Source organism: Streptomyces albireticuli (genome assembly GCF_021228125.1).
GTDB lineage: Bacteria > Actinomycetota > Actinomycetes > Streptomycetales > Streptomycetaceae > Streptomyces > Streptomyces albireticuli.
The window spans coordinates 53,001-76,477 of sequence record NZ_JAJQQS010000025.1; the positions used below are offsets into that span (position 1 = coordinate 53,001).

At 70.8% G+C, this 23,477-nt stretch carries 23 protein-coding genes and 1 pseudogene; 8 read left to right on the forward strand and 16 right to left on the reverse strand.

Translation table 11 applies throughout. The features are described 5' to 3' along the window. Positions 1-38: 38 nt before the first annotated feature. The gene (locus tag LUZ64_RS33075; protein WP_095582613.1) at positions 39-893 is read right to left on the reverse strand and encodes a helix-turn-helix domain-containing protein; all 855 of its coding nucleotides are present in this window, start codon (positions 891-893) and stop codon (positions 39-41) included. Positions 894-968: 75 nt separating this feature from the next. On the opposite strand from LUZ64_RS33075, the gene LUZ64_RS33080 reads away from it, so the two are divergent. Next, a complete protein-coding gene (locus LUZ64_RS33080) occupies positions 969-1,406 on the forward strand; it encodes a nuclear transport factor 2 family protein (RefSeq protein ID WP_095582612.1) in 438 nt (145 codons plus the stop codon). 711 nt (positions 1,407-2,117) lie between these two features. Here LUZ64_RS33080 and LUZ64_RS33085 read toward each other — a convergent pair. Beyond that, positions 2,118-3,041 (reverse strand): alanine--tRNA ligase, encoded by a 924-nt coding sequence (locus tag LUZ64_RS33085; RefSeq protein WP_232390552.1) that lies wholly within the window; start codon positions 3,039-3,041, stop codon positions 2,118-2,120. Between LUZ64_RS33085 and LUZ64_RS33090 the strand changes: the two genes are divergently transcribed. Together LUZ64_RS33090 and LUZ64_RS33095 are read left to right on the forward strand one after the other, a co-directional pair. Then, positions 2,970-4,382: a tetratricopeptide repeat protein gene (locus LUZ64_RS33090; protein ID WP_232390553.1), complete on the forward strand. Its 1,413-nt coding sequence runs from the start codon at positions 2,970-2,972 to the stop codon at positions 4,380-4,382. The genes LUZ64_RS33085 and LUZ64_RS33090 overlap by 72 nt on opposite strands. A gap of 9 nt (positions 4,383-4,391) precedes the next feature. Continuing rightward, on the forward strand, positions 4,392-4,730 hold the full coding sequence (locus tag LUZ64_RS33095; protein ID WP_095582610.1) for an ASCH domain-containing protein: 339 nt from the start codon (positions 4,392-4,394) through the stop codon (positions 4,728-4,730). Between the two features lie 144 nt (positions 4,731-4,874). On the opposite strand, the pseudogene LUZ64_RS33100 reads toward LUZ64_RS33095, so the two are convergent. Continuing rightward, a pseudogene (locus LUZ64_RS33100) lies at positions 4,875-5,263 on the reverse strand (hypothetical protein). 933 nt (positions 5,264-6,196) lie between these two features. On the opposite strand from LUZ64_RS33100, the gene LUZ64_RS33105 reads away from it, so the two are divergent. From LUZ64_RS33105 to LUZ64_RS33115, 3 genes are all read left to right on the forward strand, one after another. Further along, the gene (locus tag LUZ64_RS33105; protein ID WP_095582609.1) at positions 6,197-6,652 is read left to right on the forward strand and encodes a hypothetical protein; all 456 of its coding nucleotides are present in this window, start codon (positions 6,197-6,199) and stop codon (positions 6,650-6,652) included. A gap of 462 nt (positions 6,653-7,114) precedes the next feature. Next, the gene (locus tag LUZ64_RS33110) at positions 7,115-7,252 is read left to right on the forward strand and encodes a hypothetical protein (RefSeq protein ID WP_170116822.1); all 138 of its coding nucleotides are present in this window, start codon (positions 7,115-7,117) and stop codon (positions 7,250-7,252) included. 735 nt (positions 7,253-7,987) lie between these two features. Beyond that, positions 7,988-9,139, forward strand: a complete 1,152-nt coding sequence (locus LUZ64_RS33115) for a cytochrome P450 (RefSeq protein ID WP_095582608.1) — start codon at positions 7,988-7,990, stop codon at positions 9,137-9,139. 82 nt (positions 9,140-9,221) lie between these two features. Here LUZ64_RS33115 and LUZ64_RS33120 read toward each other — a convergent pair whose 3' ends face one another. The 3 genes from LUZ64_RS33120 to LUZ64_RS33130 form a co-directional block, all read right to left on the reverse strand. Further along, positions 9,222-9,473: a hypothetical protein gene (locus LUZ64_RS33120; RefSeq protein ID WP_232390554.1), complete on the reverse strand. Its 252-nt coding sequence runs from the start codon at positions 9,471-9,473 to the stop codon at positions 9,222-9,224. Positions 9,474-10,008: 535 nt separating this feature from the next. Further along, complete coding sequence (locus LUZ64_RS33125; RefSeq protein WP_095582607.1) at positions 10,009-10,539, reverse strand: NsdA family TPR-like regulatory protein; 531 nt, start codon at positions 10,537-10,539, stop codon at positions 10,009-10,011. Next, positions 10,536-11,498, reverse strand: coding sequence for an ATP-binding protein (locus tag LUZ64_RS33130; RefSeq protein ID WP_095582606.1), 963 nt, complete (start codon positions 11,496-11,498; stop codon positions 10,536-10,538). The genes LUZ64_RS33125 and LUZ64_RS33130 overlap by 4 nt, the downstream gene beginning before the upstream one ends. A 302-nt stretch (positions 11,499-11,800) precedes the next feature. Here LUZ64_RS33130 and LUZ64_RS33135 point away from each other — a divergent pair, with 302 nt between their 5' ends. Continuing rightward, on the forward strand, positions 11,801-12,250 hold the full coding sequence (locus LUZ64_RS33135; protein WP_095582605.1) for a hypothetical protein: 450 nt from the start codon (positions 11,801-11,803) through the stop codon (positions 12,248-12,250). A gap of 47 nt (positions 12,251-12,297) precedes the next feature. Here the strand turns inward: LUZ64_RS33135 and LUZ64_RS33140 are convergent, their stop codons facing one another. The 3 genes from LUZ64_RS33140 to LUZ64_RS33150 all read right to left on the reverse strand — a co-directional run bounded on the left by LUZ64_RS33140 (position 12,298) and on the right by LUZ64_RS33150 (position 14,794). Continuing rightward, complete coding sequence (locus tag LUZ64_RS33140) at positions 12,298-13,353, reverse strand: hypothetical protein (protein WP_095582604.1); 1,056 nt, start codon at positions 13,351-13,353, stop codon at positions 12,298-12,300. 98 nt (positions 13,354-13,451) lie between these two features. Beyond that, positions 13,452-14,177: a hypothetical protein gene (locus LUZ64_RS33145; RefSeq protein ID WP_095582603.1), complete on the reverse strand. Its 726-nt coding sequence runs from the start codon at positions 14,175-14,177 to the stop codon at positions 13,452-13,454. Positions 14,178-14,287: 110 nt separating this feature from the next. Next, complete coding sequence (locus tag LUZ64_RS33150) at positions 14,288-14,794, reverse strand: hypothetical protein (RefSeq protein WP_095582602.1); 507 nt, start codon at positions 14,792-14,794, stop codon at positions 14,288-14,290. 221 nt (positions 14,795-15,015) lie between these two features. Here LUZ64_RS33150 and LUZ64_RS33155 point away from each other — a divergent pair, with 221 nt between their 5' ends. After that, positions 15,016-15,177, forward strand: a complete 162-nt coding sequence (locus LUZ64_RS33155) for a hypothetical protein (protein WP_170116821.1) — start codon at positions 15,016-15,018, stop codon at positions 15,175-15,177. Between the two features lie 14 nt (positions 15,178-15,191). Here LUZ64_RS33155 and LUZ64_RS33160 read toward each other — a convergent pair whose 3' ends face one another. The 7 genes from LUZ64_RS33160 to LUZ64_RS33190 form a co-directional block, all read right to left on the reverse strand. Next, entirely contained in the window at positions 15,192-15,365 is a 174-nt protein-coding gene (locus tag LUZ64_RS33160) for a hypothetical protein (protein WP_232390555.1), read from the reverse strand. 78 nt (positions 15,366-15,443) lie between these two features. Further along, positions 15,444-17,579: a chromosome segregation protein ParM gene (locus tag LUZ64_RS33165; protein ID WP_095582601.1), complete on the reverse strand. Its 2,136-nt coding sequence runs from the start codon at positions 17,577-17,579 to the stop codon at positions 15,444-15,446. An 81-nt stretch (positions 17,580-17,660) separates the two neighbouring features. Continuing rightward, positions 17,661-18,080, reverse strand: a complete 420-nt coding sequence (locus tag LUZ64_RS33170; protein ID WP_095582600.1) for a conjugal transfer protein TraB — start codon at positions 18,078-18,080, stop codon at positions 17,661-17,663. Positions 18,081-18,101: 21 nt separating this feature from the next. Beyond that, entirely contained in the window at positions 18,102-19,826 is a 1,725-nt protein-coding gene (locus LUZ64_RS33175; RefSeq protein ID WP_095582599.1) for an ATP/GTP-binding protein, read from the reverse strand. A 550-nt stretch (positions 19,827-20,376) separates the two neighbouring features. Beyond that, on the reverse strand, positions 20,377-20,688 hold the full coding sequence (locus tag LUZ64_RS33180) for a hypothetical protein (protein WP_095582598.1): 312 nt from the start codon (positions 20,686-20,688) through the stop codon (positions 20,377-20,379). Then, on the reverse strand, positions 20,685-21,161 hold the full coding sequence (locus LUZ64_RS33185) for a hypothetical protein (RefSeq protein WP_095582597.1): 477 nt from the start codon (positions 21,159-21,161) through the stop codon (positions 20,685-20,687). Before LUZ64_RS33185 ends, LUZ64_RS33180 begins: the two co-directional genes overlap by 4 nt. Positions 21,162-21,276: 115 nt before the next feature. After that, complete coding sequence (locus LUZ64_RS33190; protein WP_095582596.1) at positions 21,277-23,439, reverse strand: hypothetical protein; 2,163 nt, start codon at positions 23,437-23,439, stop codon at positions 21,277-21,279. Positions 23,440-23,477: the final 38 nt, after the last annotated feature.

A 23,477-nucleotide genomic window follows, 5' to 3' on the forward strand; every position in this document is an offset into this window, starting at 1 on the left:
CCGTCCATGGCGAGTGGTGCGTATTGTGCGGCGGGGTGTCAGGCTGTTTCCGTCGGCGCTGTGCTCGCCCACGCGATGTCGTCCACTGCCAGTCCTGGGTCGGCGGCCAGGGCTGCCGGAGTCACTCCGGTGAATGCCAGGGTCTCCCTGTGGAGATGGGACTGATCGGCGTATCCGCACTCCGCCGCGACCCGGGCCGTGCTGTCGCCTGCGGTCAAGCGGTGGGCGGCATGGCGGAAGCGGACCAGCGTCGTAGCGCGCTTGGGAGGCAGGCCTACTTGCGACCGGAACCGGGACCACAGGCGCCTGCGGCTCCAGCCGACCTCGGCCGCCAGGTCCTCGACCCTGACCGAGCCGCGGCTGACGATGATCCGGTCCCAGGCCCTGACCACTTCCGGGTCCGCCGGTGGCCCCGTCCCACGGCGATGGGAGAACAAGGCATCGGTCAACGTGAAACGGTCCTCCCATGACGGTGCATCGCCCAGTTGTTCCCGGAGCCGTGCCGCGTCCCGGCCCCACAGGTCGTCGAGGGCGACCACGGTACGGTCCAGTTCCGCCGGGCAGATGCCCAGCACAGCGTGCGCGACCACCGGGGACACGTGCACCTCTACGCACGTGACGTTCTCGCCCCGCACGCGGACCGCACCCGGTACGAGCCCGGCGACGAGACTTCCCCGCTGCTGCCAGCCGCTGGCGTCGCCCATGACGAGCGAGCCGTCGCCGAACTCGACCACCACAGTGACGGCCGGGTGCGGGATCACCGGCAGGTCGGCAGAACCCGCACTCCGGTACCGGAAGCCGGCCAGGCTGATGCCGGCTGACCGGCCGGGCCTCAGCGGCCTCGCGACATCCCACCCGGCCACAGCCCCATGCTCGTACACGGTGAACGGCATGCCCCCATGCTAAGAGGAGAGCACCTGGAACATTTGTCCAAGACGCCGGCGCGCCGCCACGGTGACAGTGGACTCATGAGCCACCACATCATCCAGGAGGCCTTCCAGGCCTTTGCCAGCAGCAACCCCGACCAGATCTCCGCGGTCCTCACCGAGGACGCCGAATGGCTGTCGCCCCCTGGAAACGCCACTGCCCTCGCGCTCGAGTCGACCCACCACATGGTGGGCAGGAAGGCAATCGTGCGCTTCTTCACCGAGGGCTTCCCCCGTCTGTTCGCGCGTGACGTCACCGTCACCTTCCACGGGTCTCACACCGACGGCCACCGGGTGACCGTGGAGGCGACCATGACAGCCACGCTCGCCAACGGCAGCCCCTACACCAACGACTACTGCTTCCTCTTCGAGCTCCGGGACGGGCTGATCCACCGCGTCCGCGAATACGTGGACACCGCCCGTGGGCGCCGCATGATCTTCGGCGAACTTCCAGAACAGACATCCCCGGCTCAGCCCTGACCCGCCGGCCCCGACTGAACAGGCAGGCCGGAACGGCGAACCTACCTCGCCGGCCCCGGCGCACGACCAGCAGCTCGCCCTCCATCAACAGCCGCCACTCTGAGTGATCAATGGTGGTCAGACGTTTCCCCATCAACTGGCTGCCGGTGGGGAATTCCAACTGGCCACTAACATCTAGGCTCTGCGAACTACTGCGGGCCCGCGATGCAAACGCCGATGCATCTGGGCAGACCTGGGGCGCCGAGTCCAGAGCCTCAGCGTTCTCACCCGCATCACCGAGAGGCTCAGGATTCCCCCAGCATTTCTGAGACTCGATCTTCCCGCCGCGGCTCCCGTGTGGTCGCGTGCTGCCACGTCAGCATCGGGGAAGACTAGGATCACGGCAGTCCAGGACCAGGAGGACGATGTACGACGCCGCAAACTCCCCTGTCAACTCTTTGTGTTCAGGCTGAGGGCCTCGCGGCAGGTGGCCTCTGGGCGGAGGCGACGTGCCGGCTCGCTCGTGAGGGTGAAGTGGCCCACTATCCTTTAACGCCTTTCTCGGGCTATTAAAGGGAAACCCCGGCTGTGCCGCTGGTGCCGTGGGGCTCAGAAGGGTTCCGTGCCCCGTGCAGAGAATTCGGCCCCTCCAGCCCCTGTCTTATGCGCGGAGGGTCCCCGCGAGGAGGAATGCGGGGACACTCTTATGTCCGTGCGCTTGGGCGACCTGGGTCAGGTCAGTGCTCGCCGAGCAGGCGGGTGGCCTCCTGGGTGGCGAGGTCCAGGGCCTCGGTGAGAGCTTGTGGGTGGCGTCCTCCGGCGCTGGCGAGGGGACCGCGGCCTTCCGGAGCCGCCGCCGACGGTGCGGGCGGCCTGGGCGAGGATCTGGCTGGCCTGGGTGCCGTCCTGGTGGAGATCGGGTGAGATTGCGGCGGCGAGGAGGGCCTTGCCGCCGTGTTCGGCGGCCAGGATCACGATGGCTGGGCGGTGGCCGAGCCGGGCGAGGGTGTCGGCGGCGAGTCCGCGGAGTTCGTCCGGGGCGATGCCGGTGACGCGCTGGACGATCAGCTGCCCGCGGCCGGTTGGCCGGGCCTGGTCGGCGAGGTGTCCGGCTTGGTGCCGCAGTTCGGCGGCCCGGAGCTGGGACAGCTGCTGCTGGGCGGTGGCGAGGGCGTCCAGGCGCTTGCGGAGGGCGCCGGGGGCGTCGGTGGGGCGGGTGCCGAGCAGGACGGCGAGTTCGTTCAGAAGCCGTCCTTCGGTGTCGAGCTGGCGGAGGGTGCCGTGGCCGGTGAGGGCTTCGACGCGGCGGAGGTTGGAGCCGATCGAGGACTCGTTGAGCAGGCGGAAGGTGCCGACCTGGAAGCCGTGGGCGACGTGGGTGCCGCCACAGAGCTCGCGGGAGAAGTCGCCGATGTCGACGATGCGAACCCGCTCGCCGTACTTCTCTCCGAACAGCGCGATTGCTCCGGCGGCTTCGGCCTCGGCCCGGTCGGCATGCCAGGCCCGCACTTCCGGGTCATCGAGGACGTGACCGTTGACGGCGTTCTCAATCGCGGTGAGCCGGTCGGGGGCGAGGGCGGTGAAGTGGGCGAAGTCGAAGCGGAGCCGGTCGGGCTCGACGAGGGAGCCCTGCTGGCGGGCGTGATCGCCGCCCACCAGCTCGTGAAGGACGCGGGCCTGCCCAAGGTCGGGCTGTCCGAGCGGTCATGGAAGGACTGGGAGGCCGGCGTCCTGCCCAGCCCCGTCTATCAGGACCTGTTGTGCCGTCTGTTCGCCACCCACCCGGTCTCCTTGGGCTTTGCCCACGACTACTCGCCCCAGGACTCTGATCCACTTTGGAGCGGGACCGCGGTGGGTGCGACACTCCCCGCAGGGCAGGCACTTGCCAGGGGAACCAGCCCGGACGACGGGGCGGAGGTAGCGGAGACGAAGCGTCGCGACGCGGTGAAACTCGCCGGACTGGCCTTCGCGGGCCCGGCCGCCGCCGCCCAGATCCTGGAAGCGGCCGCCGCCGAGGTCATGGAGTTCACCCAGCAGGCCGAGGCGACCTCGCTCGGCTCCGGCACCCTCGACCACCTCGACCTCGCGGTCACCGAGTTCAACCACGCGTACTCGCTCAAGCCGCCCAAAGCGGTCTTCGACGCCGTCCTGGACTACCGCCGCAAGGTCGACCGCTTCCTCAAGGACGACCACACCCACCGCCAGGAACGGGACCTGCGGGCGTTCGCCGGCTGGCTGTCCGAACTCTTAGCGTGGCTCGCCCACGACCTCGGAAACGCCCGCACCGGCCTCGCGTTCGCCACCGACGCGTTCATCCAGGGCCGGCAGGCCGGACACGGCCAGCTGTGCGCGTGGGCCATGGACGCCGCCGCCTCCATCAACCTCTATGAACAACGGCCCGCCAAGGCCCGCGAAGCCGCCCTCAAGGGCCTCTCCGAAGCTCCAGCCGGGCATCCGCTGACCATGCGGCTGCATGCCCAGGCCGCCCGCGCGGCCGCCGCCGACGCCGAAGGCTTCACCACCGCCTTCCAGACCGCCGAGGACGCCTATCGGCTCCTGCCGCCCCGCTCGCCCCGCCGCTTCGGCATGGACGTCGCTCCGCTCGCGGACTACGCGCTCACCTCGTATCCGGCGACCTCGTTCATCTGGCTCGGCCAGGCCGAACAAGCCCGCCAGCATGCCGAACACGCGTTCGCGACCTATGAAGCGGCCCCCGCGGCGTCCTGGTCCCCCAGCCGGGAGGCCATCGCCCGCATCGACCTCGCGCTCGCGCATGCCCAGCTCGGCGACCCCGACGACGCCGTCGCCCTCGGCCACCAGGCCCTCGCCTCCGCCCGCGTCGTCGACTCCGTACGCAGCCGGGCCGGAGACCTCACCACCTTCCTGACCCGCCGCTATCCCCGCCAGGCGGCCGTCGAGGGCCTGCGCGAACGGCTCGCCGCCGCCGTCGACGCCGCCCGCCCGGCCCTGACCGCAGCAACACCGTCTGGAGCCTGAAGGAGACCGATGGCCGAGCACACGCTCAACATCCGCAAGCCCTACTTCGACCTGATCGCCAGCGGCGCGAAGACTATCGAGGTCCGCGTCGGCTATCCCAAGATCCGCAAGATCGCCGCCGGGGACCTCCTTCGGATCAGCTGCGGCGACGACACCCAGACCCGCCGCGTGGCCGAGGTGAAGGAGTACGAGTCCTTCAAGGCGATGCTCGACGCGGAGGACGCGGCCGCGATCGGCGGCCCGGACATGACCCACGACCAGCTCACCGCCGCGATCCGCGACATCTACCCGCCCGAGAAAGAAGCCCTCGGCGTCTTCGCCCTCCACCTCGCACAGGTCGGCGGCTGAGCCGGGCCGTCCCCCCTCCTCGAGGAAGGGGGGCGGACCAGTGAACGTACCCAGTCGCGTACGACTCCGCCGTGCACCATCGCGTACGGACCTATGTGCTCAGCCGTCCATTCGAACCGGGGACGGCCGAGCACGGCTGTCGGCTCAGCTGGTGGGCGGACGGAACGGGATGACGTTGTCCGATGCCGGGACGGGTTCCGTTGGCGTATCTGTCCCCTGGGTTAGGACGGCGCCGGCGAGGGTCAGGCGGGTCACCAGCTGGCGGAGCTCTTCGAGCTCGGCCAGCTGGTTCGCTATCGTCTTCCTGAGCTTGGCGACGGTCGCACGCAACTGCTTCTCCGTCTCCGGGACCTGCTTGGTCTCCGTGCGGACACGCTCGTCGAACTCGTTCTTCAGGTCAGCGTGCCGCTTGTAGAGAGCCATGCGGTGAGCGCGGCGGCGGTGAAGCTACCGTTAGAGGCGGTGGCCTTCCCGGCCAGCAGCCGGTCCATCGCCTCACGGATACGGGTGCGTTCGTCCTGCTGTTGGTTCATGTCAGGGCCTCGGCGGTCTGGGCGGTGGATCACCCCCGCGTTGCGCGGGGACCACCTGGCGGTGATGACGGCGAGGTCTGCCTCCCGGGGACCACCCCCGCGTGCGCGGGGACCACAGGAGCTGACCAGCAGCTTTACGTTACGGGATGCGGGTTTTTACTCACTTCCACAGAGTCGGGCATTTCAGGCATGTTGCTTTTCTGGTGCAGGCTTGGTCGGCTTCGCTGGCACGTTACCGCTTTCCGGAGCGCCGACGCGCGAAATGGCTCAACCGCTGCGACAAGCGTGCGAATGGTGTGGGCGGTACCGACGGTGGCCTTGGTCCGTTGAACCCCCGACAGGGCTGTCGGGAGGCTCCGGCGCGGTGGCCGGAGACACCGGGGCCTCGGCGAGCGGCTGGGCGAGGGTGGTCTTCCCGGCCCCCGCGCGGGGCCCTGACCCTGGACAGCACGTATAAAACAAGTGGGCTGACGAGGCTTCCAATCCGAGTGGGTTGGCGTACGGTGCCCTGCTGGCTACAGGGGGCGCCGTACGCCCGTTTGGCGGCCCGTCAGCCAGGGCCGGCCGGTATCCTCCCCGGCCTCGGCCCCGAGCTGTCTGAAGCCGCGTTAGCAAGTCCGTGGGTCAGGCGCTTGGGCGAGGGGAGGGAGACACCCTCGTTCCGGGGCGGGAGCGGCAATGCCGGGTCACTCGAATGGTTGACTCTGTCTGTTGTGCGGCTTGACAGGCACTTTGAGGGGCCCGCGGATTTTAAGCGGTAATGACAGAGGCGCCCGGCAGGACACGCGCTGCCGACGGGTATTTGCGTAAGGCCCTGAACGGCGTGAGAGCCCGGCGGTCTCTACGGTCGCACGGGGCGGGTAGGCCGCGCCCGCCCGCGCCCTCACCCTGAGGGGCCCGTGTGCGGCCGGCATGGCAACAAGGAGCAGCACCATGGCAGCGATCACTCAGATCCTCGCCCACCTGAAGACCGCGGACACGAAGAACGCCAGTACGGACAGCTCCGTCTACCTCGGCATCGGCGGCCGGGAGTTCCTGCTGGACCTCAAGGACCGCGATGAAATGGAGCAGGGAGCCGACGAGAAGTACTACTTCGGCGAGGGCTCCAACGTGGAGCAGAAGGAGTACAACGACCCGAGTAAGCCCCCGCTGACCGACGACGACGTGCGGTACTTCCCGGTCTACCTGCGTCTGGAGCCCTCCGGCAGCGACCCGGGCTGGTGCGTGGAATGGGCATCGGTGACGGTCAATCCCGACACCCCCGACGCCCACCGCTACATCCACCCCAGCCTCCACAAGGTCAGCGACACCAACCGGATCTGGCTCGAATCCGACGCGGGCAAGACCCTCTACCTGCGCCCGGACACCGAAGGCAGCACGGAAAACTGACAGTGAAGATTGCAGCTGAGAGGCAGTCCTTGGATGCAGTGACGCACGTCAGTGGCTCTAAAGGGGCACTGGGCACTACGGCAAAGTTGCAGGTCAGGGCCTCATAGCCCCGGCGCGAAGCGGCCCCGGTACTCAGCCGAGTACCGGGGCCGCTTCATGTTCGGGGGTCAGCTGGCACGCCGCCGTCGCTGCTGCTCCTCCAGGTAGACCCGCTCCTTGTTCCGTGCAAGCTGCGCCTTGACCAGCTGGAAAGGCATGTCGCGGCGGATGCCAGCGAGCAGCGGCCCCCGGTCTCCCACTCCTCTTCGAAGGGCTCAGAGCCCGACCCGGCCGGTTCGGTAACGACGTAGGGCTCGCCGCTACCGGGGCGGTCTCCCCACGCGGTCCGGTCGGCGCGAACGCGCTGACCCGGTTCTCGTGCTCGCGGCGGGCCTTGCACTGGGCGGGGATCGCGGGGACGCCTTGGCCGCCGTCGAGCGGCTGGCAGCGGGCGACGAGCCGGCGGTGCACGGCCGGGACCGCGGTGACGCGCAGGGCGTACCCCTGGCCGCGCCGCACGACCACCCCCTGGTCGAGCACGGCCCGCTCGGCGGCCTCTAGGGGCAGCGCCGAGGTACGCTCAAAAGCCGCCAGTTCTTGATTGGTGGGTTTCTTCAGCTCTCGGCGTGAGTCCCGAGAGCGTTGAGGCGGTTCGCGTACTGGCGACGGGCCTTACGCTGAGCCGAGACCGCCGGGAAGCCCCTGGAGGGGCTGGTGGCCGGCAAGGATGGTTGGTGAACCGCCGGGGTGGCGCTGACACGCCGGGTGTAGCCCCGCCCGCGTCGTACGGCTTGGCCGTCGCCGAGCGCGGCCCGCTCGGCGGGGCTCCAGGGCCGTGTCGGCGAGAGACGTCACGGCCAACTGCGGTCGCTGCCCGGTGGGAAGACCGGCACCAGCGAGAGCAGCTAAGCGCCATGGGGCGTGGCACAAGGCCACGCCCCGGGCATCTAGCACTCGTCGCCGTCGTAGTGCTCGTACCGTCCGTGGTGAATGACGCGGATGGTCATTGCGGCACCTCCTCTCCGCTCGTGCGGTGAGACCTCTCTATGGTGCGGCGATCCACCTCCGAGCGCACGGGGAGCACAAGGGGCGCACAAAGACGTCTCAGGCGCGCCCGTCGCTGCGCTGCGCCAGCACTTGCCATGGGGTGATTGGGCCCGGGTGACTCCGGGCTGGGGGTATTGATGCAGCCGTTGCCCAGCCCCGGTATACGCGGAGCACCTTGCGGTCTTCGTCTTCCGGCCAACATCGTCCGCCCCCCGGACCACCGCCGGTCAGGGGGGAAGGCACAAGCGTATGAGCCCTCACCATGACGCCCTCGATGTGGCCGTGCCCGTAGAGCAGCAGCCGGGTCTGGGCAGTGGGGTCCAGCGGCTGCGGATGGCGGATGGGTCGTTGGCCTGGCTGGTGGGCGGATACAACGACTGCCGCCGTTGGTTGCGCAGTGGGCTGCTGGCGCTTGACGACGTCCACGCCGGAAGCGGCTACCGGGGGTTTCGTCTGCCTGGTTCGCTGGCGGCGGACCTGCAGAACCGGGACGGCGAGGACCACGCGCGCCTGCGCGCGCTGGCCGCCCAGCCGCTGGCCCCCAGGCACGTTGCACGGTGGGAGGGACACATCGGCCGGGTCGCGGATCAGCTGGCCGCCTCCCTTGTGCTCCGGGGCGGTGGTGAGCTGATGGGAGACTTCGCGCTCCCGCTGGTGTTGACCGTCGTGTGCGACCTGCTCGACATCCCGGTGGCTGATCGCAGGGACCTGGCAGGCTGGACCCGCACGATGTTCCGCCCTGACCGGTCAGGCGGTCTGGACAGCGCGGTCGAGCACGTCCGACGGCTGATGGCCCGCCTCGTCGCCGACCGCCGCCGCACCCCCGGCGATGACCTGATCACCTGGTGGGGCACCACTGGCTCCGAGCACGCCCGGGCCGACGAGGACGAACTGGTCCTCCTCGCGTTCGGCATGTGGTGGGCGGGTATCGAGAACACCGCCCACCTCATCTGCCTCAGCGCCCTCCACCTCATTCGCCAGCCGGGCACGCTGCGAGACCATCCGCGGCAGGCTCCCGCCGTGGTCGAGGAACTGCTGCGCCGCCACGGTCCCGCCCTGACCTCCGCGCGGCGCTTCGCCCGCCGCGACGTGACCATCGGCGGCCGGCACATCCCTGCGGGCGACACCGTCCTGTTCGCGCTGGCCGCGGCCAACCACGACCCCGACCAGTTTCCGCACCCCTACCGCTTCCTCCCGGACCGGCCCTCGGGCCACCACCTGGCGTTCGGGCACGGACCGCACTACTGCCCAGGCGCGGCGCTGGCCCGAGCCGAACTGCGCGCCACGCTCGGCGCCCTGCACCACCTGCCGCGCCTGGCCCTGGCCGTACCGGAAAACGCGCTGAACTGGCGCAGATCCCCGCGTCTGAAGGGCCTGCTCACCCTCCCCGTCACAGTTTGACCCCCGCGTCCTGCCTGTCCGAACCGGGTCGCCTCGCGTCCCGTCACGGCCTTGAGGAACATCGGTACAGCAGGGAGAACGGTCATGGTCCGATCGGGACGAGCGCGTTGACGCGGTTCTCGTACTCGCGGCGGGCCTTGCGCTGAGCCGGGATCGCCGCAGTGCCGTCGAGAGGGTGGCAGCGGTCGAGGAGTTGGCGGTGGATCGCGGGTACGACGGTGACGCGCAGGGTGTAGCCCTGGCCGCGCCGTACGGTCACCCCCGCATCGAGTGTGACGCGCTCGGCGGGTTCCAGTTCGGCGGCGCGGAGGAAGTCGGCGACCTTGCCGGGCATGTCGAGGACGACCGGCAGTTCCGGGGCCGGGGCGCCTGGGTCGGCGGCCGCCGGGCTCCTGGGCGCGACGCCCTCGCACAGGCCATCGCCCGCGCGAAGCGGAACCCGGGGCGGCCTACAGCGCGCGGCCCCGGCTGCCGATCCCGCTGACGCTGGATCGAACCGACTGGTACGACCCGAGGGATCTGACGGCATGGTGGCAGGGGCGTCCCGGCCGAGGCCGGCGGAGCTGACCCCGGTTCCTGCGGTCTCCTCGTCGCTGGGCTGCCGTGAGGAGTGAAGCGGCCCCCGGCGGTGACCACCGGCCCACCGGATCGGTGACGTAGCCGAGGCCTTGCGCGCGGGGAGCAGTAAGCAAAGACCGCGCTTCGCGGTGGGTTGCGGAAGGTGGGGCGCCTCGCTGCGGTCGGCGCCGCGCGGGGACGACACAGTCGGTGGGTGGTTGGGGGCAGGTTGGAAGGGGATGGACAGCACGACGCCGCCGGCGGCGACGTCCGTCACTTTCGCCGGCGAGGTGCTGTGCGTCCTGTCGCGGTCAGCTGGCGCGGGCCAGTTCCAGGAGCTCCCCGACTCCCTCGGCCGAGGTGTGCCCGGCGAAGCCCGGGAGGAGCCCGTGGACCAGCTCGACGCAGCGCGGGGCACCGATCCGGTTCGCCATCGTGAGCGCCTGGGTGGCGGTGGTCGCCGCGCGGTCGTACTCGCCGTCGCGCAGGTACTCCTCGGCCTCGTAGGCGAGGAACACCGCCTTCGTCTTCGTCCGGGCGACCGGCAGGACCTTGGTGCCGTCCTGGGTGAGCTGGTGGGCGCTGCGGCGGTGGCCGAGGTCGAGGAGACACCGGCCGGAATCGACGGCGAGGTCCGAGGGGGACATCCACACGCACCAGGTGGGGGCCGGTTCGGCGGTAGGGGCGCCGAGCTGGTGCTCGGCGGCGGCCAGGGCCCGGCTGCACGAGAGCTCTTCACCGAGGGCGGCGTGGGCGCGGCCGAGCCGGAGGTAGAGCACCGAGCGGGCCATGGGGTGGTCGGTGAGCGGGTGGGGGTGCGGGCCGTCGGCGGCGCGGCTCACGCGCGTACCGCTTCCGCGTACTGCGCTTCCAGGTCGGCGCGGCCCTCGGGGTCGTCGTCCTGGTCGTTGTTCTCGTGCGGGCCGTGCACGGTGCAGACGATGTCTTCGTGACCGTCCAGGTCGCCGTTCAGCGCCCGGAACAAGCAGGTGACGCTGTAGGCGGGCGCCCAGGCGTAGGCGGTGCATTCGTTGTCGTGCGGGCACGGCACCATCACGTCGAACCCGATATCGCCCTTGCCGTCCAGGTCGGTGCGCAGGGCGAGGGTGAGGTGCATCTGACCGAGGCGGATCTCCGCGACGCGGTCGCCGCCGGCGACGTCCGAGCCGGGCTTCCACCGCCACATCGGCAGGATCTCCGGGCCGAAGATCTTGCGTACGAGCAGCAGGTCGCCCAGGCCGTCGCCGCCGTCCCGTCCGAGGTCGGCGTTCCGGGTCTCGCTCAGGCTCTTCAGGAGCGGCAGCAGCCGGTAGAGGCTGTCGGAGAAGACGACGTGGTTGAAGCCTTCGGTCTTGAGCTTCGGGTGGGAGTGGACCATCGCCTTGTGCTGCGCGAGGACCGTGTCCTTCGGCACGGCGCGGTTGGCCGGTCGCGGTCGCTGGCGCTCCACACACACGGAAGCCGGGGTGGACACCACGACCGCGATGGCGGGCACGTTATGCCGCTGGGCGGCGGCGACCAGTGGCTCCCTGGCGGCCCTGGTGACGTTCGTGGCGTCGACGACCGTGTTCAACCGCCGCCCCATTCGGCGCTCCAGGATCAGGTGCAGGGCATCGACCGCGTCGGCCGTGGCCTCCTGGTCGCCCGCGTCGTCGCTGACCGCCTCGCGCATCGCGTCCAGGGACAGGATCTGTGAGTCGGGCCAGGTGCGGGCCAGGGTGCTCTTACCAGCGCCGCTGGCGCCGATCAGCACGATCAGGGCGTTCTCCGGCAGTTCCGGGTGCGTCTGCAGCGACGTCATGTGCGTTCTCCTTGTGGGTGGAGGGGTGCGGGTGGTCAGGTGCGGGTGCTTCCCGGCGGAGTCGGGGGCGAAGGTCGCGGCCTCTTCGCGCAGGCGGTGGACTCGGAGTCGTCCGCGTCGAGCGGGGTGAGTACGGCGGCAGTCGATCGGGCCGCCCAGTTCGCTCCGAGGCCGCGGTATTGGTGGGCTGGCTCCGGTCAGCGAGCAACCCGCAGCGCAAGCGGCGGTACGGCGATCAGCCTCGGTCCCGGATCAACTGAGCCGGGCGGAGCAGGGAAAGAGTGCGCTGGGATAATCAGGGGATGGCCAGCAATGAGATCCGGTTCGACCGCCAGCCTCGTGACGACCTTGGCGTGCTTGAGGTCGCCCCACGCATCGACGGAATACCGCTCACCGAGCTGATCGACAGATTCGAGACTGACGCCGGGATGCAACCCGCAGGCGACGCCTACGGCGGTCTTATCCCTGAGTACTTTCGGTTCGGCCCGTTGGAGGACCACTTCCACGGACGGTCCACCGACGCCATGGGGCCGAAGACGCCCTTGCTCGGCTGTGAATGCGGCGAGCTGGGGTGCTGGCCGCTCATGGCCCGCATCGCCGTGACAGCCGATCTCGTGACCTGGGACTTCTTCGAGCAGCCCTACCGCACGGCACGCGACTACACGGCGTTCGGCCCGTTCCAATTCGACCGCCACCAATACGATGACGCCTTGCGGGCTCTGAGCGCGGAAATCAGCTCCACCGATACGTGAGCACCCCTCATCCGCCCCATCTCCAGGTGGTTGTCGGGGCGGATTTTTCAGGCGGCCGGCTCGTGGCCGGGCCTGCCGCCTGTGTCCGTGCGGGCCTTGGCCAGGCGTGCCTCAAACGCGGCGTTCCAGGCGTCGGGGTCGTGGCCGGCCTTCTCGGCCGCCTCCCACGCGAACTCGCCGATTTCGCCGCTGTCGAGTTCCTCGGCGGTTTCGGCGACGATGGTGGCGGCCAGGCGTGGGTCGGCGGTGTGGAGGGCGTCGAGGTACCGGTAGGCCCTCCAGGCCGTGGCGCCGACGGCGGCGTGGGCGGCGAACGCCTCACCCGAGGCGGCGCTCTCCAGCATCGCGTGCGTGCTGCGCAGGGTCTGCTGGAGCAGATCTCCCGCGGTCTCGGTGACGGCCTTGGTGACCTCGTAGCGGGTCCGGTCCGGCGCGGCGGGGATGCCGTCGGGTATCGCGGCGGCCGCGCCCGCGGACAGGGTGTGCTGCCAGTCGGCGTGGACCTGATCGAGAGCGGCGTGGCCGCTGGTCTCGATGCCACGGCGGCGGATGTAAGCAGGCATCTGGGCGCCGAGGAAGTCCTCGCCCACGACCAGCACCGCCCGCCGGTCGGCGGTGACACGGACGCGCACCAGATCGTCGGCGTCACCGAACCGGCGCAGCAGTCCGGAGTCCAGGACCGGGAACGCGCCGTCGGAGGCGCTGGTCTGCTCGAGGACACCTCGCAGGATGCCGCGCCAGTCGAAGAACGCCAGGTCCGGGCTGACGGCGATACCGAGGTCGCCGTGGGCGGCGGTGAACCGCACGCGGTCCCCGGCGGCGGTCACGGTGACGGGCTCGTGGCCGGTCTGGGTGCTGATCCACTCGCGCAGGGCGTGCAGGGACCGGGCCGGGAGCGTGCGGGCGAACGGCTCGCCGTCCAGGCCGGTGTGGCGGTAGCGGGCGGCGCCCACCGTGTACCGGTCGCTGGCCACCGCGTACACGTAGTTGGCGTCGGCTTCCAGGCGGATGCCGTACAGCACCTCAGTGAACTCGCCGCCGACGTGGGCGCGCGTGCGGTCAATGAGCCGGCCGAGCTGATGGGCGTTGATCGTGAAAGGCACGAGCTGCTCCCTTGGTGGAATGGGGTGGTGCGGGGCCGGGCGGCCTGTCCGGTCCTCGGCAACCGCAGGGGTGGCCGAGGACCAGGTGGGGCGCCGGGTCAGCGCTTCTGGAGCGGGTGCACATTGTCGGGGGTACCGTCATCGGCGGGCGGGGTGACCGGGGCCGGGAGGTGGAGGTGCGGCTCGACCCGGGCACCGGCGTTGTGGACCTGTGTGAAGACCGCCGGGCGCAGGCTCAGGCCGCGCAGGGCGAACGCGGAGGCGGCGGTCCAGGCAAGGACGGCCATCCCGGTGGCGATGGTGCGGCCGTCGGCGGGGGTGGCACTCCACACCATGGCGATGCTGGCGGCGCCCCAGGCGGTCCAGGTCAGGCAGGCGCCGCTGCTGCGGAGGAAGCCGCCGAGCAGACCGAAGAGACCGGTGACCTGCCAGACGGTGTAGACGGTGGAGGCACTGATCGGCAGCGAAGCGGAGTGGGCCGCAATGTAGGAGCGGACTGGGTTGTCGATCACTGCCCATACTCCGGAGGAGGTGTCGGTGCCGACCTGCACGGCCGGAGCGGCGTCCAGCAGCCGGTTCACCGCGTCGTTGGTGACGCCGATCCCGCCGTCCAGGAGGACCAGGGCCGCGCAGGCCCCGGCGAGAGCGAGCACGGCCTTGATCCAGTTGGCCATCTTGTGCCACCCGGCCCGGCGGGCGAGCCGGAGTTCCTCCCACCGCCGGTATAGGAGCCCGCCCTCGCTCCAGGCGGTGGCCCACCACAGGGCCACGGCAGCGCGCCGGGTGGGCGGAGTGGGCTGGTTCTGCGGGTCGTTGTCGGTCATTTTCGGTTTCTCCTTCGGTCGCTGGTGGAGCGGATGCGGGCGGCCTGCCTCCGTACTCGACTCCCGGCCCGTGCGAGTGGGGGGTTCGAGTGCGAGGCGGGTGGCCCGGGTCAGAAGGTGGTGGTCGACTTGCCGAACCACCGGTTGGTGTTGATCACGGTCGTCTCGTGGTGCACCTGCACGGTGCTACCGCCGCGACCGGTGGCCTTGACGAGGAGCAGCAGCGCGAGGGCGGCGATCAGGCCGCTGCTCCCGCTGACGGCGGCGATGCCGGCGGCGGCCTGGCCGATGCCCCAGCCGAGCCCGGCCCCGGCCGTGCCGGCGGCGATGCCGACGGCCAGGACCAGTTGGGCGCGGGGGTCGATGAGCGGCTGCGGGGTCAGGTCTCGCTGAGGGGGTGCGGGCATGACGGGGGAGTGGAGGTAGCCGGCCGGGAGCATGTCGCGCGGGACGCCGACGAAGTTGCCGTCGGGGCCAGGCACCCACACCACAGGCTGGCGCTCGCCGGACAAATCCACCGAAGCTGGCTCGGGGACCGCGGGCAGGGCGGTCTGGTGGTGGGGTGCGTAGACGGCGGGCTGGTGGCTGTACGAGTGGGCCGTGTCGTACGGGGGCATGGCGGCAGGGTCCTTTCGCGGACGACGGTGCCCTCCCGGCCGTGGTTGCCGGGAGGGCAGCCGGGGAGGGGAGCGGACGGCGAAGGGCACTTCCGGTGTTCGTTGACCGGCCGACGCCCTTCGGCGTCGTGCAGCAGGGGGTGGGGTGCTGTCGGCGGGTAGTCACCGCACCCGTGGCCCGGGCATCCTCGGACTGACACAGGCGCGGGGAAGGGGATGGGGTGGAGTTCGTCTTCGAGTGCGGGTGGTGCGGTGGGGACAACTACTTCGTGGGCAGGCAGGTCGGCTTCTGGGTCGACAAGTGGGAGGTGCCCTCGGAGTGGGACTGCCGCTTCTGCGACGAGCTCAACTACACCCACGACCCGCCGTGGACAGAGGCGTAGTCAGAAGCTGGAGATCAGTGAGGCGACTGCGGCGAGGCCGCTGTTGATGGCCGGGGCCAGGCCGGTCGCAGCGAGGGTGAAGCCGAACAACGACAGGCCAGGGCCGAGCCAGCGCGGACGTAGCCGCCCTTGACCAGGACGGCGACGATGATGCCCAGCAGCACGGCGGCGGAGATCGAGAGGGCCACAGCGGGCGGTGCTCCTTCGCAGAGGTTGGGTGGGGCCAGCTGCGCTCGGCGCGCTGGACACGGGATGGGCGGGTGTGGTCAGGCGTCGGTGAGGCTCTTGATGGCCTCCAGCGCCTGGCGGGGCGAGGTCACCTGCTCGGCGCGGCGACCACCGCTCTTGGGACCGCGCCCGCCTCCGCCCTTGCCGCCGCCGCGCCGGCGGGACCGGCCATCACCGTCGTTGTCCTCGTCGGGCTCGGGCCAGAACTCGCCGGGCCGCACGGGCTCGTTCCAGTCAAACCACAGGCCACGCGTGGTCAGCTCGCTGATCTCGTGGTCGGTGAGCCGGTTGATCTCGTCGGGGAACAGCTCGGAGAGGTCGGTGTCGAAGTCCGCGTACAGCGACCGCATCAGCACGGCGCGGCCGTTGTCGAGGACGATGACCGCGACGCCGCCCGTGGAGACACCATTCTCCGGATCAGCGTCACCGCGCAGGGCCCGCTCGATCGCGGAACCCTCCGTACGGGAGTAGCGAGCCGGGATGGTCGGCACGTCGTAAGCGTTCTCCATCGTGCCCTCCGCCGCCTTGCGGGTGGCGCCGGGCGACCCCATGTTGAAGATGACCGGGCGGCTGTTCTGGCGCAGGTTGTCCTTCATCTCCGTGGAGAACCCGTTGTGCGCGAACGGGGACTGGCCGGCTGGGTTGAAGCCGATGCCGTACTTCAGGCCGGTGACCGTGAGGTCCTCGCCGTCCTTCTGGATGAACTCGCCGAAGTCCGCGTCCTGCGCCGCGGTCATGAACTCATCGCCGTACACGTTCAGCTGCCGGTACGGGCACCGCGAGTCGCCCGGCTTGTAGTCGTGCGGCTGTCCGTCGTGCGGCCAGGGCATCTCCGCCCTGATCTCGCACAGCGCCTTCGCCGCCCGCAGCGAGCGGGCCATCCACAGCGCGTTCGAGCCCTGCCGGTCGATGTACCGGCCCAGCACGGTGGTCTTCTCGTCTTTGCGGACGGTGGACAGCCACACCACCTCCCCGTCCAGGGACTGGGCGGCCATGTGGATCGCGAAGAACTGCGTCTTGCCCGACCGGGACACCCCGAGGGTCAGGCCGTGGGCCGGGGCGTTCTTGTCGTGCTGGTACACCATCGTCTTCACCGGCTGGCCGGTGATGGTGAACCCGCACACGTACATGCCCTTGGCGTCCGGGGTGAGCAGCTCGCGGGTGGCGGGGAAGACCACGGACAGGGGCGGGTTGTCGAACGCGCTGATCAGGAACTCGTTGCCGTCGATGAGGACGAACACGCAGGAGTCGTCCTCGGGCAGCCCGAGCGCGCGGCAGACCTTGGGCAGGTCGATGCGCGGGGTGTCGGTGGAGTCGGCCATCTTCGCCCGGTAGAAGGTCACCCGGCGCGTCTCGTCGCGGGTCTTGTGGACCAGCTCGGAGCCGGGGGCGCCGCCCTTGGGCCCGCCGACCCGGTCCGTCCAGCGCTCCTGCGCGGTCGGCTTGGTGCGGCGGCGCTGGCCCGCGTCCGGGGTGATGCGGGCCTCCATCCAGCCGGGCCCGCCCTGGCGACCGGGCTGGATGGCGACCTCCGCCAGCACCACGTCGCTGGAGTGCACGCCGAACGGCGCGGCGACCGCGGCCTCCGACAGGCCGGTGATCGGCCGTCCGGTCTCCGAGGCGCGCAGCAGGACCGTCATGTCGTGCCGCTGACCGGGGTGCCGGGTCGCCTTGACGACGTGCGTACGGCCGGGCATTCCGGCGTTCTCCCACAGCACCCGCGCGTCGCGGGTGAGCAGGTCGGCTCCGTCGTCGGGGACGACCGGGGACGGCTCGGGAGCTTCGGCGGGCGCCAGCTGCGGGGCCGGAGCCGCGACGGCGGGGCGGTGGTTGCGGCGGGTGTGCCGGGAGAACGGCATCACCAGGTAGCCGGCCGCCGCCCATCCGGCGGCGAGCAGGGCGTCCCCCCAGTACGGGCCGAAGCCGGTGGTATGCCCGGCGGCGACGTCGACGGCGGCGGCCAGGACCAGCGGGGACCAGCGCAGGATCTTGCGTCCGGCGCCGGGCTCCCCGTTCTTGGCGGCGAGGAACCAGCCGCCGATCCCGGCGGCGCCGGCCAGCTGCACGACCTGGTTGACGGGGCTGTCGGGGTAGAGGTTCGGGGCCACGGCCAGCACGGGCGCGGCGAGGGTGTAGGCGAGGCGTTCGAGCGCGACACTGCGCGGCGTGGTCACCTGCTTCTCCTTCGGGAACGGGGACGGGCGGCCCCGCGAGATGTGCGGGGCCGCCCGTGGCGGGTGGGTGGGGGAGCGGGGTCAGCGGTTGAAGAACCCGGGCCTGGGCGTCTTCTCGCGCCGACCCGAGCGGATGTCGTCCAGCGCTCCGTAGAGCTTGGAGTGGGTGCGCTTGGTCTCGTGGCTGAGGTCGGCGGTCTCCTGCGCGGTCTCGTGCAGCCTCTTGACCTGCACAGCGGCGCCCCCGAGGGCGACACCGACGTTGCTGGTCAGCTCCACGAACTTCGGGTCGAGTTCGGCGTTGTCGACGTCGCGGGCCGCGTCCTCGGCACGCTTGGCGTTCCTGCGGATGCTGCGCGTGAGCTCCTCGAGGCCGAGGCCGGCGTCGTCGAGCGCGCGCCCGAGGGTGTCGAGCTTGGTCTGGACGGCCTTGTAGCGGTTGTCGCCGTCGGCCACGACGGGTACCGCGCCGCTGGGGCGGGGTGCGAGATCGCTGCTCATCAGCGGATTTCCTCCCTCGTCTTAGTCGTGGTGGGCGGCGGCCGACACGTATTTCAGGCCCGCGTCTTCCTTCGCGGCCATGTCTTCGCCGTAGATGCGGGCGACCATCGCGGCCGCGAGCTTGGCTGCCTCCAGGGCCAGGCCGCACTCGGTCGCGCACCGTTCGGCCTGCTGCTTCATGCGGGCTGCGGCGTCGGCCAGGTCCGAGATCAGCTCGGTGACCTCGGTGCTGACGTTGTGGTCGCCGACCAGGTCGGCGGCCATGTCCCGCAGGGCGTCGGCGACCTTGGCGAGCGCCTCCGCGAGGGTTTCTGCCCGCTCCTGGTCGGAGGCTGCCCGGATGGCGATGTTCGCCATCTCCATCAGGTACTCGTCGAACGTGATGTCCGTACGGTGCTGGGCGCCGAGGCCGCCCGCGCCGGACGGCCTGCTGACCTCGCTCATGCTGCTCCCTTCCGTGCTGGTCGGCCGGCTGGTTCCGGGCCGTGCGGTGTGTTTCTCCGGCGCGGGCGGCAGGCCCCTGATGCCGGTCGTGATGGCCGCAGGTCCGTCGGGGACGATGTCCGCGTCGACGATGTCGTCCTCGCCCTTCGCGGCGCGCTTGGGCGGGCGGGTGTCGTGCTCGGGCCACTCCACCGTCGGGGTGGAGTCCTCCGCGCCGAACGGGCTGCCTGCCGGACGGTCGCGCCGACCGGCGCGACCCGTACGACCGCGCCCCGTCCGGCCGGTACGACCGGTGCGGCGGGTATGTCCGCGCCGTCCGGCCCGGCCCGTGCCGCCGGTGCGCCGACGCCGGAACCGACGCCGCTTCTTCGCACCGTCAGACGCCCCGTCATCGGCCGTGGAGTCCGTGCCCGGCGCATCGCCTGCCGTGCCGTCGTTGGCGGTCTTCCTGTCCTTGCCGTCGGTGTCCTTGTCCTTGGAGTCCTTGTCCTTGGGCAGGCTCACCTTCTCGGTGCCGTCCTTCACGTCCTTGGCGGCCTTCGCGTCGGCGCGGCGTTTGTCCCAGCGGCGTTGGGCTTCCTTGCCGACGGCCTGGCCCAGCGTGGTACGACCGGAGTCGGCCGACGCCGCGGCTTCCCGCTTCGCCTTCCGCGCCGCGTCGCGCTCCTGGTGCTTGGCCCGGCGGTCCTCCCACGCCTGCTGCCGCTGCGCGCGGCCCTGGTCGCGGTCCTTGGACCGGTCCGCGACACCGGCGGAGTGCCCGGCGCTGCGCCGTTCCTGCCGCCCGGCCTGCCGGACCCCGGCGCGCTCCTGGCGGCCGCGGGCCCTCTCGGCACGAGCGCCGGACGCCTGACTACCGTCGCCCCTCGAGCTCCTGCCGCTGTTACGGCCGGAGCTGCCAGAGCCCGTCTGAGAGCCTTTCGAGCCCCCGGGCGAACCGCTGCGCCCGGAACCGGGTGCACGGCCGCCAGAGCCCGTCTGAGAGCCCTTCGCGCCGCCCTTGCCGCCTCCGCCGCCCCCAGTCGATCCGGACCCCGAACGCCCGCCGGGGCCGCCGGAGTTGGAGCCGCGCGAGCCGCCGGAACGGTTCGGTCCCGGGCTCGAGTTGTTGCGGGGCGGCCCGGTGCCGCCCCCGCCGCGGGAGGACCCGCCCCCGCCGCCGGCCTTCGAGCGGCCCTTGTCCGCCCCCAGGCCGGAGGCGGACGACTTCGTGCGGTCGGTGTCCGCCTTTCCGCGTGCCACCGCCTTGTCGCCCTTCGCTTTCATCATCGCGGCGTGGAGCTTTCCGTTCTGCTCCATCATCGCGACTTCCTGCGCGGTGCGGCCTTCCAGCAGCGCGGCCTTCCGTGCTCTTTCAGCCTCACGGAAAGGCGCTTCGCTTTCGTGATTGGCCCGCGCCATTTCCAGGCGGAATTCCAGCCAGTCACCGAGACGGTCGGCGAGAGAACGAGGCTGTTCGTATTCGTCTTCCTCGTATTCGCCGTCATCTTCGCCGGTTTCTGGTGCTGTAATTCCTTCGGACCGCAGGGCCGTCGACGGGTCCGGGGCGGCCGGAATCGTCGGCAGTTCCCTCGTCGTCTCTTCCGGTGACTCCGGCGGCGCTGGGGGAACGTCTTTCGGCAGCGGAATGGTGTCGCCGTAATCCGGGATCGGCGGTGGCACGTACATGGAATCACCGTTCCAGGGGCCCTGGACTAGGGTCCCGGTGCCGTCCTCATCGGACACGGTGCGCCTCCCTCCTAAGACTTGACAGAGCGTGGGGTCTTGTGTGCACGCGTGTGCACGTGCACGTGTGCACGCTTTACGCGCGCGAGGCCCCGCGGGAGCCCGGCGGGGCCTTCGCTGGTGACGTTCAGTGACGCGGGGGGTGCTTCGCCACGACCTGCTCCGCGTACTGCAGCAGGTCGCTCCAGATCCGTCCGTTGCCCTCCACTCGCTGGTCCAGCGCCGTGATGAACAGGCGGCAGATCAGCGCGAATCCGGAGTAGACGTCCTGGCGATTTTCTTTGACGTCCTTGGCCATTCGGGATCGCGCCAGGCGGAGCCAGAATTCCATCTGCCCTGCTTCGCCGCGAGATTCGCGGGCTTTCTTCGCCTCTTCCTTCAGCCAGTTCTGGCGCCGTTCTGCGGAACGTTCGGCTCTGCTGAGGGGGCGGGGGTTCACGCCGACTCCCGACCGAGGTCGTAAATCGACGTGGGGCCACCATAGCCGAGATTCTGGTTCTGTGCATCCTGCTGCGGCGGATTCGGCGCGGCCTGGAGCGGCTGCGGGTTATTCTTCCGCTGCTTTTCCAGCTCCTTTTCCTTCCTACCCTTGGCCGTATTCACAACGGCCTCGTCGTGGGCACGGCGCTTATAGGCGCTCTTTTCCAGGCCCTCGGTGAGCTTGTTCAGGTTCTTGAGCACGTTCCCGAGGGCCTTTTCGACGGGCATCGCGCGCAGCCTGGCGTGGTACCAGCGGTCGCCCTCCACGTGCGTCTCGCGCAGGTGCACGCGGGTCTCGATCGCAAGGGTTTCCAGGTTCTTGCCGATGTCCAGCAGGACCCGCTGAACGTCGGCCAGGTACCGGGCGGTTGCCTCCGGGCTCTGCGCGACGTCGCGCAGAGGGGAGTAGTTCGGGTCGTTGTTGCTGTTCACGGCGGGGATTCCCTCCTGGTGTACTGGTGGGGCTGTCGACTGCTTCCGGCAGTCGCAGCGAGGGTCAGCCCATTACCGGTGGGCTGACCCTCACTGGTGTGTGCCGGACGACCGGTCAGGTCAGGTACTTGTCAGCGTCCTCGGGGCGCAGCAGGCCGGCCCGGGACAGCAGCCGGATTGCGCGGGGCTGGTTGATGCTGAGTTCCGTCCGGGCGCGGCTGATGTTGACGAAGCCGTCGTCCTCGCGCGGCAGAGCCCGTACCGCGGGGAGCAGTTCGGCATCCGTACGGGCCGGCGTGGCTGTACCGGTACGCCCGGCGGTGATCGTCGCGGTGGTACGCGAGCGGGTGCTTGCCGTACTGGTACGGGCGGCGGGAGGACTGTCCACGGGAGCCGTACGGGCGGTGGCTGTACCGGTACGCGTCTTGCTCGCGAGAGTCGCTGTACCGGTACGGCTGGAACGCTCCGGCCCTGTACGCGCTGCCCCGTCCGGGGTTGCCTGTACGCGGCTTGTACGGTCTCCGTACGTGCTGGTCACGCCCGCATTGGGCGCCGCTGCGGCGGTGCCGTACGGGGTGCCGTGTACAGGCTCCGTACGAGCCGTACCGGGGGCTGTACCGGCGGGCGGTGTACTGGCTGCCGTGCTGTACGAGTGCGTACCGGAGGGTCCCGTGCGGGGGCGCGGTGTACCAGCCGGGCCGTCTGTACGGGCGGCTGTACCGCTATGTCCGCCTGTCCCGGTCGCTGTGTCCGTACCACCGTGTGCGTCTGTACCGGCGTCGTGCATGAGCAAGTGGACGCGCCAGATGACGGCCACGAAGATCAGCACGACGAAGGTGGTCAGCCACCACGGCGCGGACTCTCCCTCGGGCACGAGGTGCGCCTGCTCCGAGAGGTGGAAGACAACGTTCGCCGACGCCATCAGCGCGAGCGCGGCCCCGATGTCCTTCTTCGTGCGGAACGCGGTGACGCAGTAGACGTCGATCGACACCGGCAGCAGCGGAGCGACGTAGGGGTGGATACCGACCATGCGGGCCAGCTCGTACTCGCCGGAGGCGGCGAGCCCGACGCCGGCCGCCAGCGCGACCCACGGCGCCGTCTCCCACGCCTTCCGGCTGAGCTTGTGGTGCCACCCACGCCAGCGGGAGCCAGCCTTCTTCGCCTCGCGGGCCTCCTCCAGCAGCCGGCGCGCGCGGGCCTCATCCGCCTGGGCCCGCCCGGTGATGCCGTGGGCCTTCTTCTCCGCCTCCGCGGTGATGCGCTCGGCCTCCTTCTGAGCGGCCTCCCGCAACTGCACCGCGACCGTCTTGGCTTCCTCCCGCAGCCGCTCGCGCTGCCTGCCGCAGGCCGCCCGGAGCCCGGCGAGTTCCTCCGCGAGGGCCTTGCGCCTGTCGGCGGCCTCCGCGTCGAACTTCTCGGTGAGCGCGCGCAGTTGCTCACGCAGCCCCGCACGCACCTGCTCCGCCTCGGCCTGCGCGGTGGCCACGTGCTGGTCGGCCTCGCGGCGCCGGCCGTCGGCGGCCTTCACCGCGTCCGCGTACAGCTGCTCCGCCTCCGCCCGCCGGGCGTCGTACTGGCCGGCGGCCGTCTCGGCGAGCTTGGCGAACCGCTCGCGCGCCTGCTCGACCTCCCGCTGCGCCGCGGCCACCAGTCCGTCGGCCTGCTCCTGGGCGCGGGCGAGGATCGCACCGGCCTCGATGCGGCGCCGGCCGACCAGGGCGCCGATCTCAGTGAGGTCGGCTTCGGCCAGGCGTCGCAGCTCGGCGACCGCGGCGGCCGTCGCCTCGCGGTCAGTGGCGGCCAGCTTGGTGAGGTCGGCGATCTGCGCGCGGGCCTCCTCCACCAGGGTCTCGGCACGGTCGCGGGCCTCCGCCAGGAGGCGCTCGGCCTCGCCGCGCGCCGTCTCCAGGTCCTGCTTCGCCGCCGCACGCCGGACGGTGGCCTCCTGGTCCGCGCTGACAGTGAGGTCCTCAGCGCGGGTTCGCGCCTCGGTGAGCAGCGTGGTGACCTGCTCGTGGGTAGCGGAGACCGTACGAGCGGCGGCGGCTTCGGCTTCCGCCTGGAGCGCGGCGGCCGTCTCGCGGGCGGTGTCGATGAGGTCGGCGGCCCGGTCCCGGCCGTCAGCGACCAGGGCGTCGGCCGCCAGACTGATACCGGATGCCTTCTCCTGCGGTGTGGCCGGGGGGCGGCTCGGTGCGGGCGTCTTGGATGCGGTGGCCGACGGCTTCGACGGCGACTTCCTCTTGGCACGGGTACGGGTCGCGGTGCGCGCGGCCATCACAGTCCTTTCGGTCACAACTGCGACCCGCGCCGGAG